We start from the raw sequence: 16184 nt of genomic DNA on the forward strand, positions 1-16184 counted from the left end.
CCAGACTTCATCTGGCCCCCATCGCCATGCCCTCGGTCGTCACCAAACTCTTGTGTCCGCATCGCTCGTCATGGCATGAGGAGATCTTTGTGCAGGAGGCGGGTTTATGATCGGAGCGCTGTTGGCGGCAAGGCGGTGGACGGCCTGGGTGTTGGTTGCTTGCCTTTTCGCAAGTGCGCCGGCCAGTGCCACGCCGGTGCTGGTCGTCGATACGGCAACACGCCAGGTCCTGTACCAGGAGGACGCAGGCGCGCCATGGTATCCGGCCTCTACCACCAAGCTGATGACGGCGCTGGTTGTTTTCGAAGCCCTGCGTGCCGGTCAGGTCAGCCTTACGACACCTGTGGTCATGACGCGCAATGCCACGAAGCAGGCTTTTCTCGAATCCGGCCTGACCCTTGGGCGAACGATGACGCTCGAGGACGCGCTGTTTGCGGCGCTCACGGCATCGGCCAACGATGTCGCCGTCGCCCTTTCCGAAGCGGTGGCGCCCGATGAGGCGTCGTTCGTCCAGCGCATGAACGCGGAGGCCGTGCGCCTCAAAATGACCGGCACCCACTTTTCCAGTCCCAACGGCCTGTTCGACCGGAAAAACTATACGACCGCACGCGATCTTGCGATCCTCGGAATGGAGATCGACCAGATGTTTCCCGAGTATCGGCGCTTCTTCGCAGCGACGGCTGTGACGATCGACGGCAAGGAGATCAAGTCCAACAATGCGTTGCTGACCAGCTTCAATGGCACGATCGGCATGAAGACCGGCTTCCTCTGTGCTTCCGGTCGAAACTATGTCGGGCTGGCCACGCGGAACGGGCGGCGCGTGATGGTGGTTCTTCTCGGCGCCACGACGGAGCGGGAGCGCAACGAACGGGCGGCGCTTTATCTGACGCAGGCCTTCGAGGGCCGGCTGTCTCCGTCAGGACCCGTCGACGATGTCCAAAATCGCACCGATATCGCACCGGAGGACATGCGTATCCGCCTCTGCACGGCCAAAGCAGCAGCCTATGAGGCCAGTCGCGATGCGCTTTATCCGATGGGCTTGCCGGGCCAGGAGACCTATCTGCGGGACCAGATCCCCGGCCAGGTCCACGAGATCAGAACGTGGCCCACAGAAATCGTACCCGACGTGCCAGCCCCTCCGCGCCGTCCCTCGTGATCCGGAGGATGGGCCGGTTCTGAGAGGCCGCTTTGCGGTGATGTCAGCAATGCGAGGTCACCGGCTGGAGACCAGCCGTCCTCACTGCGGCTGTTTCACCGCATAGCGCAGATGCAATGCGCCGTGGCCGAGGGGTTCGCAGGAGATCAGCGAGAGCTCGGCTTTCCCCGTCAGGCCTTCCTCGCCGTAGGCGATGATGCGGTCGCTGCCATCGCGTGCCTCGAGAGCCGGCGCAACGACGAAACTGAGTTCGTCCACCAGTCCGGCGGCGATCAGCGAGCCGTTCACGGCGGCACCGCCTTCCAGCAGAATACGGGTGATGCCGAGTTCGCGGCCGATGAGGTCGAGCATCGCGCCGATGTCCATTTCCGGCGTTTCCGACACGACATAGGAGACGCCGTCGGCAGTCAGTTCGGCCAGATGGCTGTCGGGCACGTCGCGTCCCAGCAGCACGACGACATGGTCGCCATAGAGCGCGTCGCTTGAAAAATGCAGTTTGCCCGAGCGGTCGAGCGCAATCGCGAAACTCGTGGCGGCTGTGTTGGCAAAGTGATGCGGCCGCCTGACATCGAATGGTGCCGCCGGTGGATGGGCGCCGGCCTTGGAAATCTCGGCCATCGTCACGCGCCCGACCATCCAGGCATTGGCATCGTGTGCCTTGTGCACCTTCTCATACAACGCCGACCAGTCGGAGCGGCTCCCATCCGGGCTTGTCGTCCAACGGCTCGGATGCAAGCTGCCATCCGGCGATGTGAGCATGAGGCAAATAACGCGAGGTCTCATCTGGCCAATCCTTTGTATCGAAAGTCTGTGATGGACCCATATAGGCAGCGGCCCGGGATCGAAAAGATCCGCCAGCCTTGCCTGCTTCCGGACGCAATCAAAAATATGTGGCGAACATAGTTACATAAACTGCCCGCGAAAGGACTCTTTCCGACAAAACCCCTGCCGCAATTCAGGGTCTCTATAGGGCAACTGAAACAGCCACGGAGAGAATCATGACTTCGCAGCAGCAGACCTGGTACAGAGCCGGCAGCGACATCGTCGCGCGGGCAGGATTTTCGCTTGTCATGTGCGGCGCCCTGGCGGCCGTCATCTATGTGACCCACCGCAACGGTTCGGAAGAGCTGGCCGCCGCATCGATGAACAATGCGCCGAGAGTTGCGATGGTGCTTCCCGGAATCGCGGAAAACCCCGGTGCCTCCGTGGCGCAGGCGGCGATCGACGCCAGTCCGGCAGCAGCGCCCGTGGTCGCCAATATTCCGATCCCCACCTTGCGCGTCGTAGCAGCGGCTGATCCGGCTCCCCGGCATGCGCCCGTGCCCGCCAAGCGGGCGGTGAGGGAGGCGGTCGTCGCAAGCGCCGGTACCGTCAGCTTCGAGAGTTGCCTGCCGGGCTGCGAAACGAAGGATCCGCTGATCGTCGGCCACGTCGCCGCGCCGAAGGTGCCCGCCGCGTTCCCGGACGACGGCGACGCACTGGTGGAACAGGTCAGTTTGCAGGATAGGGAGCCGGGTCTCCTCGGCAGGGCGATGGATGCGCCTAGCCTCGTCTATCGCACCGGACGCAAGGCTTTGACGAGCCTGGTCGCTGCAGCCATGTAAACTCAGCGGCAATGCAGGGCAAATCTCTGCCCTGCGGCATCACCGTCAGGCGAGCAGATCGCGGACCATCGGTGCAACCTTGGTCCCGTAGAGTTCGATGCAGCGCATCAGCTTTTCGTGGGGAAGCGGGCCCGCGCTATATTTGAGGTCGAAGCGGCCGACATCGAGCGCCTTGATCGTTGCAGCGATCTTGCGCGCCACAGTCTCCGGCGAGCCGACATAGAGCGAGCCGTGGTCGATTTCCTGGCGGAACTCCGATGCCTCCATCGGCGGCCAGCCTCGTTCCGCACCGATCTGGTCGCGCATGCGCTTGTAGTCCGGCCAGAATTCGGCCCGCGCCTGCTCGTCCGTGTCGGCGACATAGCCCGGCGAGTGCACGCCGATCGCTTGCATCGGCAGCTTCAGCTGGTCATAGGCCCGCTTCGAGAGGTCGACATAAGGCACGAAACGTTTCGGGTCGCCGCCAATGATCGCCAGCATCAGGGGAAGGTTGTGGCGTGCCGCGCGCACGACAGACTCAGGGCTTCCCCCGACACCGATCCATGTCCGCAACGACCCCGTCTCGATCGGCGGAAAGACCTGCTGGTTGGTCAGTGGCGGGCGGATGGTGCCCTTCCAGCTGACCGACTTCTGCGAGACCAGGGCCGCGAAAATCTCTAGCTTTTCCTCGAAAAGCGTTTCGTAATCGCGCAGCGCGAAGCCGAAGAGCGGGAACGACTCGGTAAACGAACCGCGCCCGAGAATGACCTCCGCGCGCCCGTTCGAGAGTGCGTTGATAGACGAGAAGCGCTGGAACACCCGGATCGGGTCGTCGGAGGAAAGCACGGTGACAGCCGAGCCGAGCCGGATACGGGTCGTGCGCATGGCCGCAGCAGCCAGCAGGATTTCGGGCGCGGACACGGCAAAGTCCGCGCGGTGATGCTCGCCGATGCCGATGAAGTCAATGCCCAGGGTGTCGGCCAGCACCGCCTCTTCGACGACATTGCGCAGCACCTGCGCATGGGTGAGCGGCACGCCGTCGGCAGACGAAGTGACGTCGCCGAAAGTATCAAGGCCAAGTTCGATCGATGTCATGGGCGTACTCTGATGGTTCTGGGGTGGGACGATAGGCTTGCCGGATGGCGTTCAGGCACGGAGGTGGGCATCGCGCCAGGGTTGTTCAAGCCGGCACGCTGGGTGCCGCCCCGCAAAGCCCGAAAATGCAAACAGGCGGCCCGGAGCCGCCTGCGCCATGTCCATCCTGTCGGCAGCGTCCTAGCTGGCGGCGGGAGGAGGTGTCGGGATGAGCAGTTCGGCGCAATAGGATGGGCCGTTCACGCCGGGCATGTCGCCAACGATGCGGATCGAGCGGATAACGTAGTCCGACGAGGTGGTTATGTCAGCCTTGCAGCTGAGATTGACGGTGCGGGCTGGCTTGCCCGGCGTTCCATCGGCAGTCTTGGTCTCGACGCGGACCTTCTTGTAGCCGCCGCGCCAGTTGTAGACCCGGCCGCCGCCGTCGTCATGGTCGGAGATCGGAGGGCCGTAGGCGGCAAAGAACTTGCCGGCAGATCTGCCAGACCAATAGTCCTGAACGGGATTGGCCTTCATCATCGGAATGGTGGCAACGTTCGAAACGGTCGTGCATCCGGCGAGGGCCATCATCAGCCCCGCCGCAGAAAACATGCGGATGTTCATCGTATCGTCCTTGAGCTCGTTCTCGCGCATTGACTGCCGGAAAAGCCGCTGTCCCGCGCCGTTCCCGTCTGTCCCACCCACGGCTTTACCGCCAAAGTCGATAAAAGCAAATTATCATTAGCGGCCTTGTCACGAATTTGATGGGAGTGTTGCGCCAGATGCACGTCTGGCCGCTCGCAACCGGCGTGCGCGCCGCTGCGGGTGAGGGGTATCCCGGTCGCCAGCCCCGAGGCAACGCCATTGCGCTGTCCCGGGGGCAAGTTCTATCGGTTTGGTGCTATTTGACGGCGACCAGCGACGAAAGGATCGACGTCAGTTCCTTGTCGTGCTTGCTGCCGGAATCCTTAGATCCCCAGTAGGTGACGACAAGCAGCTTGCCGGGAACAGGCGACAGGAAGGCGAGTTCCACATCGACGGCACCATCATTGTCGGTGCCCTGCCAGCCGAGCGTCGACATTTTCATGCCGTTGATGGTGTTGTCTCCCTCGTCCTTCTGGGTTGCAGGATCGATCTTGACGCCGCTTTTCGTCAGGAAATCGATCGCATCGCTGACGACCTTGTCGGAGGATTTCTCGTCAGCGACGTCGATCGAGAAGTAGACTGCAGAATCGTCCGAGGTCGCATCGATGCCGGTCTCGGTTTCTTTCGGCGCCCAGCTATGGGGAATGGTGACGGACGCAATCGGTGCATCGCTCGGAAATTTCAGCGTTTCCGCCTGTGCAAGAAGCGGGAAGCCGAGAGCCATGGCGGAGGCGACGAGAAGTAATTTGTTCATGGGAAAATCCTTGGGGCGCGTTCGGCGTATTATTAGCGAGGCAAAGAGGCGACCACGGCTTTGCTCGTGATCAGCTTGCGGTAAATTCGGCGAAAAATCGACACAATGTTGAGTGGCAGTAGCGACCAAATTTGGGTTGTTTTTCCAAACCAGAAAGCGGAAGTGGCCTGAAGCCCGAATGGCCGCAATCGCAGAGCACGCCCCACGGCACCGGCGGAGCAAATCGCTGCTGATTGCCGCGAATGACGGAACGATCAGAAGCCAAGCCCGTTACTAGCCAAAAGCAATTCTCGGAGCACATCATGTCCAACCCCCACACTGAGACAGGCGGCCCGCACAAATCCGACCGGAATTTTGTGTCCGGCAGGCAGGCCGCTCAGACCCAATACGCCGAAGGCGGAAACGCCAGCTACGGCTCCATCAGGCAGGAAGAAGATGGCGAGGCGCTCCAGACGCAGAGCACCAACACCCTCGTCATGCTGCAACTGGCCTCGTTCGAAGGCCGTGCCATGTAAGGCAACAAGGTGTGTCCCGCTTCGCGAAATTCTTGATAAGCGACAGCGCAGGGCACCGCACGGGCCAAGCCGACAATCACCGGAGAAATCACGTCCCGGCCGACGGAGGTCTAATCTTGAATCCCGATATATCGAGATCTATATCGGGAACATGGACAACAAATCTCACGACGGCGGTCGCCAGCACGGACACCACGGCAAGCATCACCAACATCTCAGGGGCAGGGAGGGCAAACGTCCTTTCGACTATGGGGAGCTGCGCCTTCTCCTTCTCACGATGATTGCCGACAATCCCTCGCATGGCTATGACCTCATGAAAGCTATCGAGGAGCGCATGGGCGGCAGCTATTCGCCGAGCCCGGGCGTAATATATCCGACCCTCGCATGGCTTGAGGACATGGGCTACGCTACCATCGACATCGACCAGCCTGGCCGGAAGCGATACCGCATCACCTCCGAAGGCGAGGCATTTCTCATCGCCAACAGGGCGTCCGCAGACGAGCTCGTCGCGCGCGTCGGGACTGTGCGTGGCGATGGCGTCGTGCCTGTCCCTGCGGCGATCATTCGAGCCATGGAAAACGTCAAGCTGGCTCTGCGACTTCGGCTTCGCGGTCCGCTGGAAGACCATTCGGCTGAAATTATCGCCAGCGCGCTGGATGCCGCGGCGAAAACGATCGAACGCTCTTGAGGGCGCCGTCAAAGGTGACGTCTCGTCCTGGCGAAGCTGCCGGTTCGAAAGCGTCTGAACCCGCCGGCCCCGCTGGCGGACCGCAGCCATCCGGCAGCAGCCTCCGCGACAAGCTGGGCAATCTGCGGCTTCTTGCGCGGCTTGTCGCCCAAATCTGGAGAACGAGTCGATGGCTGACGCTTGCCAGCATGTGCCTGAGGCTCGTGCGCGCCCTCCAGCCGGTCCTCGCCCTCTATGTCGGCAAGCTCATCATCGACGAAGTGGTGCGCCTGGCCGCAACCCATTCCGCCTCATCAAGTCTCTCTGAGTGGTGGGCCAGCGGGCGACTGAACGTCATTCTTCCGTTGCTGGCGCTGGAATTCGCACTTGTTTTCGCTCTCGACCTGCTGACGCGGGCAACGACGCTGGTCGATTCTATCCTCGGCGAGCGTCATTCCAATACGGTGAGCGTCGAGCTGATGCAGCATGCTGCAAAGCTGGACCTGCGTCACTTCGAAAGCCCGGAATATCAGGATAGGCTCGAGCGCGCCCGACGCCAGGCGGCCGGTCGCAATGCGCTGTTGCCGCAGATGTTCGGGCAGGCCCAGGACATGATTACCGTCGCCACGCTGGCCGCCGGGCTGCTGGCCTATGCACCGTGGCTCATTCTGCTGCTGGCGCTATCCTTCGTTCCGGCCGTCTGGGGAGAAACGCGCTTCAACATCAGGTCTTACGACCTCACGCGCGGCCGGACACCGGAGCGTCGGCAGCTCGAATACATTCGTTTCATCGGTGCCAGCGCCGGCACCGCGAAGGAGATGAAGCTCTTCGGCCTCGGGACGTACCTCGTCGACCGCTTCAAATCGCTGTCCGAGACGATATTTGCAGAAACACGAACGCTGTCGATTCACCGGGCGATCTGGGGATCGCTGCTCGCCGCGATCAGCACCCTGACCTACTACGGTGCCTACGCCTACATCGTCTGGCAGACCATCGTCGGTGTATTTTCGATCGGTGACCTCGCATTTCTTGCCGGAGCGTTCCTGCGCCTCAACGGGCTCTTCCAGAAGATACTCCTCGGGTTCACGCAGATTGCCGGGCAATCGCTGTATCTCGACGATCTCTTCTCGTTTTTTGAAATCAAGCCGACGATAAGTTCGCCCGTTGATCCAAAGCCATTTCCGCAGCCGATACGCGATGGCATCGTGTTCGACGACGTCGGGTTTCGATATCCGGATACCGACATATGGGCCGTGCGGGGCCTCAGCTTCATATTACGTGCCGGCGAGACCTTGGCGCTGGTCGGCGAGAACGGAGCTGGCAAGACGACGATCGTCAAACTGCTGACGCGCCTCTACGATCCCGACGAAGGTCGGATCACCGTCGATGGCGTAGATCTTCGGGAAATGGACATCGCGGAGATCCATGCCCATGTCGGGGTCATCTTCCAGGATTTCACGCGCTACAGCTTCACGGCGGCAGACAACATCGGTGTCGGACGCATCGAGGCGCGGACCGACATGGAGAGGATCGAGGGCGCCGCCGAACTGAGCCTTGCCGACGCTGTCATCAGCAAGTTGCCGCTCAAATACGAACAGCCGCTCGGCCGTCTGTTCAACAAGGGGCGCGATCTCTCCGGTGGCGAATGGCAGAAGCTCGCTATCGCGCGAGCCTATATGCGGAATGCCGAGCTGGTGATCCTCGACGAGCCGACGGCGGCCTTGGATGCCAAATCGGAGGCGGAGGTCTTTTCCCGGTTCAAGAGCCTGGCCGAAAAGACGACGGCGGTCCTCATTTCGCATCGCTTCTCGACTGTCCGGATGGCGGATCGCATCCTCGTCCTCGAAAACGGCAGTATTCTGGAGAGTGGAACCCACACCGAGTTGCTCCAGCAAGGCGGGCGGTATGCGCAACTCTTCGAGCTTCAGGCGGCTGGATACCGTTGAACCGGTGAGTGCAGGATTGCTCCGGTTTTCATCCATACCCTGCTGGTCCCGCTTGCCGTCAGCGCTATAGTCGCCGCCCCGGACTGTCTTTCGAAAAGCCTTACGCTATGTTGCCCTCATGCGCACCGTAGGAGGAGCTACGCCATGGAATACCGCCGTCTCGGAAAATCAGGGTTGAAGGTCAGCGAGTTCTCGTTTGGATCGTGGGTCACGTTCGGCAAGCAGGTCGATGGCAGCGATGCCGTCAGCCTGATGGCGCACGCCTACGACAGCGGGGTCAATTTCTTCGACAACGCCGAAGGTTACGAGAGCGGCAAGTCCGAACTCGTCATGGGCGAGGCCCTCAAAACACTCGGCTGGAGCCGCGACAGCTTCATCGTTTCCAGCAAGGTGTTCTGGGGCGGCCAGAAGCCAACGCAGCGGGGTCTTTCGCGAAAGCATGTCACCGATGCTGCCCATGCCGCACTGAAGCGACTGCAGGTGGAGTATTTGGATCTGTATTTCTGCCACCGCCCGGACATCGATACCCCGATCGAGGAAACGGTTCGCGCCATGCACGATCTCGTCACCCAGGGGAAAATCCTGTATTGGGGGACATCCGAATGGTCGGCCCAACAGTTGACGGAAGCCTACGCCGTGGCCCGCGACCTGCGCATCACGCCGCCGACGATGGAGCAGCCGCAGTATAACCTGTTCGAGCGTCAGAAGGTCGAAGCCGACTATCTGCCCCTCTACGATCTGATGGGACTGGGTACGACGATCTGGTCGCCGCTGGCTTCCGGCGTTTTGACCGGGAAATACAACAAGGGCATTCCCGACGACGGGCGCATGAACCTACCGGGCTATGAGTGGCTGAAGGAAAAATGGTCGAGCGAAGACGGTCGCGCCCAGCTCTCGAAAGTCTCCGAGTTGGCCGACCTTGCCGGTGAAATCGGAATCTCCATCACCCATCTGTCGCTACTGTGGTGCCTGTCGAACCGCAATGTTTCGACCGTGATCCTGGGCGCATCCCGCCTGAGCCAGCTCGAGGACAATCTTGCGGCGCTCAGCCATAAGGACAAGCTCACCACCGATGTCCTGGAGCGCATTGAGGCCATCTTCGGAAACAAACCCGCCGCGCCGCAGCGGTTCTGAGTGGAAAAAGCCGGACAGGCGCTCGTAGCGGGAACATCAGCAATGATTTCTACCGCCCGGGCGTCGAACCGTTTCCGAACCGCATTTAAAAATAGATTTCCATCGGTTGGTTTCCTAACTAAAGGCGGCTTGCGCGTCCCGATCTATTTCACTGGAAAACCTCTGATCCATGTTCAACATCATTCTCGGACTGCCATGGCTTCTGGTCGTGGTGCGCTTCATCGAACCGTTGCCATGGCCATGGTCGATAAAATTGCTTCTTGCCGCCGTTCTGCTGATTGCATCACAATTCCTGCTGTTCTGCCGTCTTTCGTCGGGATCGGTTTTCTCGCCCGAGTTTCCAAGGCCGATCATCATTGCTTTCAACGTGCTTTTTGGCGCCACAGTCCTGCTTGCGGTATTCCAGATCGGCCTCGACCTGGTCTCGATTGTCCTCTGGCCGATAAAGGGTGCGTTTCCAGTCATTTGGCCTGAGTTCAGATACGGAATGGGGATTGTTGCGCTTTGCCTTGCCATGTTTGGTTTGAGCCAAGCCATCTGCGTTCCAGCACTCAGGGATATCGAAATTCCGGTATCCGGTCTTCCCGCCGCCTTTGATGGATATCGCCTCCTGCAGTTGACCGATCTCCATATCAGCAGACTGTTTCCCGGGCGCTGGGCAGAAGCGGTGGTGTCGAAGGCGAACGCTCTCGATGTGGACCTGATTGTGATGACGGGGGACCTTATCGACGGCGATGTCGAGCACCGACGTCTCGATGTCCAGCCGGTCGCGAAACTGCGGGCGCGGGACGGTGTCTGGGCCATTCCCGGCAACCACGAGTACTTCTTCGACTATAAGGAATGGATGCGCGAATACCGGGTGCTGGGACTTCAGCCACTTTTGAACCAGCATGTCGTCATCGAGCGCGACGGAGCGAAGATCGTCATCGCAGGCGTAACCGACCGCTCCGCCGAACATTCGGGCAATGTTGGGCCGGATTTGCCGGCGGCCATTCTTGGTGCTCCCGAAGGGGCACCGGTTATCCTGCTCGATCATCAGCCGATGGAAGCGGCAAGTGCTGCCAGGGCAGGGGTCTCGCTTCAGCTTTCCGGCCACACCCATGGAGGAATGGTCGTCGGGCTTTCCAGCCTTGTGGCGAGGGGCAATAACGGGTTCGTTTCCGGCCTTTACAAGGTGGGAGGCATGCATCTCTATGTGAACAACGGCACGGGGCTTTGGCCGGGTTTTGCCCTGCGTTTGGGAAAGCCGGCGGAACTCACCCGCCTCACTCTCCGGTCCGCGTAGCAGACCGGAATTTCGGCATTACGAGAGCTGTCATTGACGGTTACGTTGCTGCTATCCGCGGTGGGACAACCGTTTCAATCGCCGGCGTCAAAACATCGCCGGTCCATTGCGATTTGAGCATGCCTCAAGCTGCGAGGTCTTGATGATCCTGCAGGCTGTCAGAATGCGAAGCCAAAAGCTGGCGCGCGACAATGTCGTGGTTGAGCCAGAGAACAGGGCCGGATGGCTGCGAGGTCTCTCCGAATATCAGTTTCCCGGTGGCTTCCACAACTAGAGTGCTCAGGCGGTCGCTGATCAGCGCCTTCCCATCGCGGTGCATCTGGGTGATTTCGCTGGACGCCCCGATGACAAGATCGGTCTGCTTCTGGCTGTTTGCCATAGGCCACGCCGAAAAGTCGTAGAAGGGGCGCATGACGTCGTTCGCCTGCATTTCGGCGATCTTGCGGAAGACATCTTCCATCGTAAACCCGTCCGCGAGAAGCTGTCCGCAGGCTTGCCACTGGTCGTCGACCCATTGACCGCCGCCCTCCTGCTTGAGCGCCAGCAGCAGCGGAATGAGCGGCAGTTCGATGCCCGTGAAGACATCCGAGGAATTCGTCCGGATTTCGGGGCAGTTGTAGACTGTCGCTTTGATCCCGGCTTCCCAGGCGCGCGTCGCGATGCTTTCAAGCCGCATCTTGGCGTAGCCCTGGGTGTAGTTGGTGTAAGTCTGCCAGCGATACTCGCCATCGATCAGCACTGCGGAGCCATGATAGCCGTAGGCGGTGTACCTGACCGTGCCGCCCGATTTCTCGATCCTGTCGCGTATGGCGGAGCTGAACTCGATGAGATGTCCGAAAGTGTCGGCCGACACCTCGTCGAAATTCTGCAGGATGAGCTTGCCCATATCGCTGTCGAGCAGGGTCTGCGACGACATGTGGCGCGCTCCGCGCCCTTTGTAGATGCGGTTGGCCAGCACGAGGAAGACCTTGGCCTTCGGAATGCCTCCGGCCATCGTATGGGCGAAAAATACGTTCTTGCCATCGGCGATCATGCCGTCAAGCACATCCATCACCTGGGCAAGCGCACTGGTAAACCGGGCTGTCCCCGTCGCGCGACAGCGCGCCACGTAGTCCCAGTCGAGTTTCTCGTCCTGCCAGGTCTCGAGCGTCATCTCGCCAAGCAGATCGGTGGGTGTCGGACCGCCGGCGGGAGCATCCATATCGAAGCCTGCCATCAGCGGGATATTGATGATCCGGCCGCCCAGGCGAGCTTCGGCAGCTGAGAGTTCTTCGGCATCGAGCGGGCGCAGGCGACCGCTTTCATCGCGGCGTCCAACCGTGACACCGACAATCTCCATTCCAGCAGCACGTGCCTCGTCAAGCAGGCCCGTTGCATAACCGCGACCGAACAATTCGCCGAAAAGCACGAAAACGTCGCCTTTGCCGAAGACCGTATTCTTGGCCAGGCGACTGACAGCTATTGGCTTATCCATGAGTTTCACTCTTGATCATGCGTCATAGCGCGACGCGTCTCGATGATTTCACCCCCAGATGCCCTGATAAAGCGAAAAACAAAACTCATTTAAAGTGACCAAACATTTCACAGCGTGAACTGCCGCCCGAAATTGCGCACGAATGCAGGAGCTGAAATGTTGACCCAACGTCGTGTCATCACCAGATAACGATCTATCGGAGGCCTATTTGACCGATCCACAGCACGTTTGAAGGAATTCAAGATGAGCACGCCCACCACCGCGATCGAAACTTTGAGCGTTCACGAGCGCGAGGATTTGCTTGTCGGGTTGGCCATTGCCCTCGAGGGTGTTGCCAAAGAAGCACTGGTGGAAGGCAACAAGCATTTCGCTGCGGTCTCGCAGGGAATGGCCGATGCGATTCGCGTCAATGCCGACGACTGGGCTCGTGAAGATGTCGAGAATGCTGGCTTTGCAGCTCAGCAGGCGTCGGAAATGCTGTCGAGGTTCAGGGTCGAGCATCCGCACCGCGTCGTGACCTACGCACTGAATTAGGCCGTCAGCGCTCGCGCGTGACAAGCTTTCCACGACGGAGATCTCGACTCTATCGGCACCGAGCCTTTGCAAGTCGCGCTATCCCGGATGAGGCCGGCGCTTTTCCGACATACCAGCAACGCAGACGGCAACCGGTGTTGACTTCGATTATGGCGACGCCCATTTCGTCGGGATGCCAAGGACCGAAAAGACCGATGCCCCGGAACTGCTCAAGGAGTGGGCGCTGTCCCCAGCGACGACACTTGGCTCATCCGTGCGCGCCAAGGGAATTCTTCTTGAAGTCCGGGCGCGGCTGCCTTTGGCGATCCGGAAATCTCTGGATATCGACGGCTCGATACTGAGACTGGTAATGCCGGAAACCTCGAAGACCGTTTTTCGCTCAGTGTCGGCTGTTGTCACCGAGGCGCTCGCAGATATCGAAAGCCTTCCGGTCATCCCGCGCGAGATTCAGGATATCCTGACGATCACGACCACGGAAAGGCACCGGTGGCTGAAGGACGGGCGACTGCAGAGTGCCGGAATTCGCACGGTCAGACTGCGCGGGCGGGCGAAACAGATCACGTTCCACGTCTTCGATCCAAGGTTTGTCGAGGATCTGCTCAACCGCAGCGTGGTGGACGAGTGGCGCGAAGACGATGTTATCGCTGCCGCCGAGAAAAGGCGGCAGGCTTCCTGGAAGAGAAAGCTCACCCGTTCGCTGAAGACTGAAAAAACGCCGACTAATTCTGCAAACGGCGGTGACGATGCCCGTTCGCCACTGAGCGGCTGGGAAGAGTTTGGGCGCGATGGCCTTCTGCGCTAGGTGGCTTCACGGAAATTTCGAGATCGCTCGATACTTCGAGACGCTTCTATCCGTCGGCGCTATCCTGCCGCTGCCGGCAAATTTTATGCACTCTGCCAGCGACCAATTCCTCCGACTTGCCATGACGGCCATCGGCGGCAATTCTAAACACGTCAAAATGGGAGAGAGAAAGAATGGAACTGGGTCTCAAAGGGCAGAATGCTGTCATCACCGGAGGCAGTGTCGGAATTGGCCTGGCGATTGCGGAAGGACTTGCCGCGGAGGGCGCCAACGTCATTCTGGCTGCACGAGGCCAGGAAAGAGTTGAGGCAGAGGCCGCCCGCATCGCTTCCAAATACGGGGTGTCTGCGACAGGCATCGCTGCCGACGTTGCGACTGCCGAGGGAACGAACAGCGTCATCCGCGCCGCTGCTGAAGCCGGGGGAGCGGATATCCTCATCAACAATGCTGGCACCGGCTCAAACGAGACGGTCATGGAGGCCGATGACGAAAAGTGGCAATTCTACTTCGACCTGCATGTCATGGCTGCGGTCCGGCTTGCCAGGGGTCTTGCGCCCCAAATGCGGGAAAAGGGCGGCGGCGTTATTTTGCACAACGCGTCCATATGCGCCGTGCAACCGCTTTGGTACGAGCCCATCTACAATGTCACCAAGGCCGCCTTGATGATGTTCTCGAAAACTCTTTCCACCGAGCTGATCCCGCAGAACATAAGGGTGAACTGCGTGAACCCCGGCCTCGTCCTGACGCCGGACTGGATCAAGACCGCCAAGCAGCTGACTGCCGATAAAGGTGGCGACTGGCAGGGTTACCTCGATTCGGTGGCGAACGAACATGCGCCCATCAAAAGGTTCGCCACTCCGCAGGAAGCCGCCGACATCTTCGTTTTCCTGTGCTCGGACCGCGCGAGCTATTCCGTCGGCTCGACCTATTTCGTCGATGGCGGAATGCTGAAGTCTATGTGAATTTTGGCCTGTCTCGGTCGCACCATCAGTCCAGGTGCGGCCGAGCAGCGTCGGTTCTCGCGGTCACCGAAAGTATGGGCTGTGCGCAAGCCGCCGACCACCATGGATGCTAACGAACCTGCCCGACGCAACCTGCAAACCCATCAGAAAGACTGCCACGACGGTTTCTCCTGCGGCCGGGAATCGTACTCGTCACGCGACTTTCGAAACTGGTCCGAATTCTCGACGACCCATGTCCAAAGGGGAATCATGCGGATCAGCAGCCCCATCCCCAGCTCGGTAAGCTCGTATTCCACGCGGGGCGGCATCTCCACGAGATCATAGCGCGCGACCAGCCCATCTCTCTCGAGTTGGCGGAGGTTGCGTGTCAGCATCCTTTGGGTCACACCATGCATTCTTCGCCCGATATCCGCATGGCGCAGTCTGCCATAGACACCCAGGGTGTGGATGACGCCCAGCGACCACCGGTTGCCTGCATGGGTGAGGACCTCGCGCCTCACCCCGTCCTCATCCTCGCGAAGGCCGTCGCAGACGGCTTGGGAGTAGCTGAGGATTTCGTCTCTGGTCATCGTCCTGCCCTCCGGTATCACGCGTGTACCTTCTTACGACCCTGTCTGGAATATGCCAGTTACCCGTTCACACGAACGATGTGACGACAAAGGATTTCCAAGATGAACACTTCTCGAACTGCAAACTCACAGTCGATCCTGTTAATCGGTGCCGGAGAACTCGGCATGCCTGTTCTACGCAATCTGGCGCGCAAGGCCATGCATCGTCCGGACACAACGATCAGCGTTCTCTTGCGGGCCGCAACTGTGGAATCGACGGACACGGTAAAACAGCGTGACGTCTCCGAAATCCGCGCACTGGGGATCGAGATTGTCACCGGCGACATTCTTGCTGCTTCAGTCAGCGAATTGGCGGCAATCTTCGCTCGTTTCGATACGGTGATCGGCTGCGCAGGTTTCTCTGCGGGTCGAAACACGCCAATGAAGCTTGCGAAAGCTGCGCTGGATGCCAATCTCAAGCGATATTTCCCATGGCAGTTTGGCGTCGATTTCGACGTGATCGGTCGCGGCAGCCCTCAGGACCTGTTCGACGCCCAGATCGATGTGCGTGACCTCCTGCGTGGCCAGGACAAGACCGACTGGGTGGTGATTTCCACCGGGATGTTCACCAGCTTCCTGTTCGAACCGGTCTTCGGGGTCGTCGATCTTAAAAAGAACGTGGTCAATGCACTTGGCAGCCTGGATACCGAGGTTACGCTGACAACTCCAGACGATATCGGTGCCTTGACCGCAGAGGTGGTCTTTGCACAGCCGACGATCCGCAATGAAATCGTCTATCTTGCCGGCGACACCCTGACCTATGGTGAGGTTGCCGACACGCTCCAGAAGGTGCTTGGGCGCCCGTTTGCAAAGGCAGAATGGACAGTTCCGGATCTCCTATCTGAACTTGCGCAGGACCCCGACAATCACATCCGGAAATACCGGGCGGTCTTTGCCGAAGGCAAGGGCGTGGCATGGCCGAAGCGCAACAGCTTCAATGAGCAAAATGGCATCGATGTGATGACAGCCAAGGAGTGGATCAGCGAAAATCTTCGCTCCTGACAGCGATGCGGTTCAAGTGCAGGGCCGGGCGCGAGTTGCGTGC

General features: G+C 60.0%; 17 protein-coding genes. 11 read left to right on the forward strand and 6 right to left on the reverse strand.

Translation table 11 applies throughout. From position 1 onward, the window contains the following. The first annotated feature begins 106 nt into the window (after positions 1 to 106). Complete coding sequence (locus J5289_RS29165) at positions 107 to 1156, forward strand: D-alanyl-D-alanine carboxypeptidase family protein (protein WP_247749007.1); 1050 nt, start codon at positions 107 to 109, stop codon at positions 1154 to 1156. 81 nt (positions 1157 to 1237) lie between these two features. Here J5289_RS29165 and J5289_RS06805 read toward each other — a convergent pair whose 3' ends face one another. Continuing rightward, complete coding sequence (locus tag J5289_RS06805) at positions 1238 to 1939, reverse strand: RibD family protein (RefSeq protein ID WP_209183116.1); 702 nt, start codon at positions 1937 to 1939, stop codon at positions 1238 to 1240. A gap of 215 nt (positions 1940 to 2154) precedes the next feature. Between J5289_RS06805 and J5289_RS06810 the strand changes: the two genes are divergently transcribed. Beyond that, on the forward strand, positions 2155 to 2760 hold the full coding sequence (locus J5289_RS06810) for a hypothetical protein (RefSeq protein WP_209183117.1): 606 nt from the start codon (positions 2155 to 2157) through the stop codon (positions 2758 to 2760). Positions 2761 to 2805: 45 nt separating this feature from the next. On the opposite strand, the gene J5289_RS06815 is transcribed toward J5289_RS06810, so the two are convergent. The 3 genes from J5289_RS06815 to J5289_RS06825 form a co-directional block, all read right to left on the reverse strand. Beyond that, positions 2806 to 3834 (reverse strand): LLM class flavin-dependent oxidoreductase, encoded by a 1029-nt coding sequence (locus tag J5289_RS06815; protein ID WP_209183118.1) that lies wholly within the window; start codon positions 3832 to 3834, stop codon positions 2806 to 2808. 180 nt (positions 3835 to 4014) lie between these two features. Further along, entirely contained in the window at positions 4015 to 4467 is a 453-nt protein-coding gene (locus J5289_RS06820; protein ID WP_247749008.1) for a hypothetical protein, read from the reverse strand. 247 nt (positions 4468 to 4714) lie between these two features. Then, positions 4715 to 5212 carry a histidine kinase gene (locus J5289_RS06825; RefSeq protein ID WP_209183119.1) on the reverse strand — a complete coding sequence of 166 codons (498 nt, stop codon included), beginning with the start codon at positions 5210 to 5212 and terminating at the stop codon, positions 4715 to 4717. Between the two features lie 302 nt (positions 5213 to 5514). Between J5289_RS06825 and J5289_RS06830 the strand changes: the two genes are divergently transcribed. From J5289_RS06830 to J5289_RS06850, 5 genes are all read left to right on the forward strand, one after another. Further along, positions 5515 to 5727, forward strand: coding sequence for a hypothetical protein (locus J5289_RS06830; protein WP_209183120.1), 213 nt, complete (start codon positions 5515 to 5517; stop codon positions 5725 to 5727). A gap of 151 nt (positions 5728 to 5878) precedes the next feature. Continuing rightward, positions 5879 to 6415 carry a PadR family transcriptional regulator gene (locus tag J5289_RS06835; protein WP_209183121.1) on the forward strand — a complete coding sequence of 179 codons (537 nt, stop codon included), beginning with the start codon at positions 5879 to 5881 and terminating at the stop codon, positions 6413 to 6415. Positions 6416 to 6429: 14 nt separating this feature from the next. Continuing rightward, complete coding sequence (locus tag J5289_RS06840) at positions 6430 to 8340, forward strand: ABC transporter ATP-binding protein (protein ID WP_257623371.1); 1911 nt, start codon at positions 6430 to 6432, stop codon at positions 8338 to 8340. Positions 8341 to 8484: 144 nt separating this feature from the next. Continuing rightward, positions 8485 to 9474: an aldo/keto reductase gene (locus tag J5289_RS06845; RefSeq protein WP_209183122.1), complete on the forward strand. Its 990-nt coding sequence runs from the start codon at positions 8485 to 8487 to the stop codon at positions 9472 to 9474. 169 nt (positions 9475 to 9643) lie between these two features. Then, on the forward strand, positions 9644 to 10759 hold the full coding sequence (locus J5289_RS06850; protein WP_209183123.1) for a metallophosphoesterase: 1116 nt from the start codon (positions 9644 to 9646) through the stop codon (positions 10757 to 10759). A gap of 124 nt (positions 10760 to 10883) precedes the next feature. On the opposite strand, the gene J5289_RS06855 is transcribed toward J5289_RS06850, so the two are convergent. Further along, on the reverse strand, positions 10884 to 12233 hold the full coding sequence (locus tag J5289_RS06855; RefSeq protein WP_209183124.1) for a hypothetical protein: 1350 nt from the start codon (positions 12231 to 12233) through the stop codon (positions 10884 to 10886). Positions 12234 to 12476: 243 nt separating this feature from the next. Here J5289_RS06855 and J5289_RS06860 point away from each other — a divergent pair, with 243 nt between their 5' ends. The 3 genes from J5289_RS06860 to J5289_RS06870 all read left to right on the forward strand — a co-directional run bounded on the left by J5289_RS06860 (position 12477) and on the right by J5289_RS06870 (position 14531). Continuing rightward, positions 12477 to 12767, forward strand: coding sequence for a hypothetical protein (locus J5289_RS06860; protein WP_209183125.1), 291 nt, complete (start codon positions 12477 to 12479; stop codon positions 12765 to 12767). A gap of 172 nt (positions 12768 to 12939) precedes the next feature. After that, positions 12940 to 13569, forward strand: a complete 630-nt coding sequence (locus J5289_RS06865) for a hypothetical protein (protein WP_209183126.1) — start codon at positions 12940 to 12942, stop codon at positions 13567 to 13569. A 173-nt stretch (positions 13570 to 13742) separates the two neighbouring features. Further along, the gene (locus J5289_RS06870) at positions 13743 to 14531 is read left to right on the forward strand and encodes an SDR family NAD(P)-dependent oxidoreductase (protein WP_209206660.1); all 789 of its coding nucleotides are present in this window, start codon (positions 13743 to 13745) and stop codon (positions 14529 to 14531) included. A 143-nt stretch (positions 14532 to 14674) separates the two neighbouring features. On the opposite strand, the gene J5289_RS06875 is transcribed toward J5289_RS06870, so the two are convergent. After that, complete coding sequence (locus J5289_RS06875; RefSeq protein ID WP_209206658.1) at positions 14675 to 15100, reverse strand: helix-turn-helix domain-containing protein; 426 nt, start codon at positions 15098 to 15100, stop codon at positions 14675 to 14677. A gap of 102 nt (positions 15101 to 15202) precedes the next feature. On the opposite strand from J5289_RS06875, the gene J5289_RS06880 reads away from it, so the two are divergent. Continuing rightward, positions 15203 to 16141, forward strand: coding sequence for an aromatic alcohol reductase (locus J5289_RS06880; protein ID WP_209206656.1), 939 nt, complete (start codon positions 15203 to 15205; stop codon positions 16139 to 16141). The last annotated feature ends 43 nt before the right edge of the window (positions 16142 to 16184 follow it).

Origin of the sequence: Rhizobium sp. B230/85, assembly GCF_019355735.1 — a bacterium.
GTDB lineage: Bacteria > Pseudomonadota > Alphaproteobacteria > Rhizobiales > Rhizobiaceae > Rhizobium > Rhizobium rhododendri.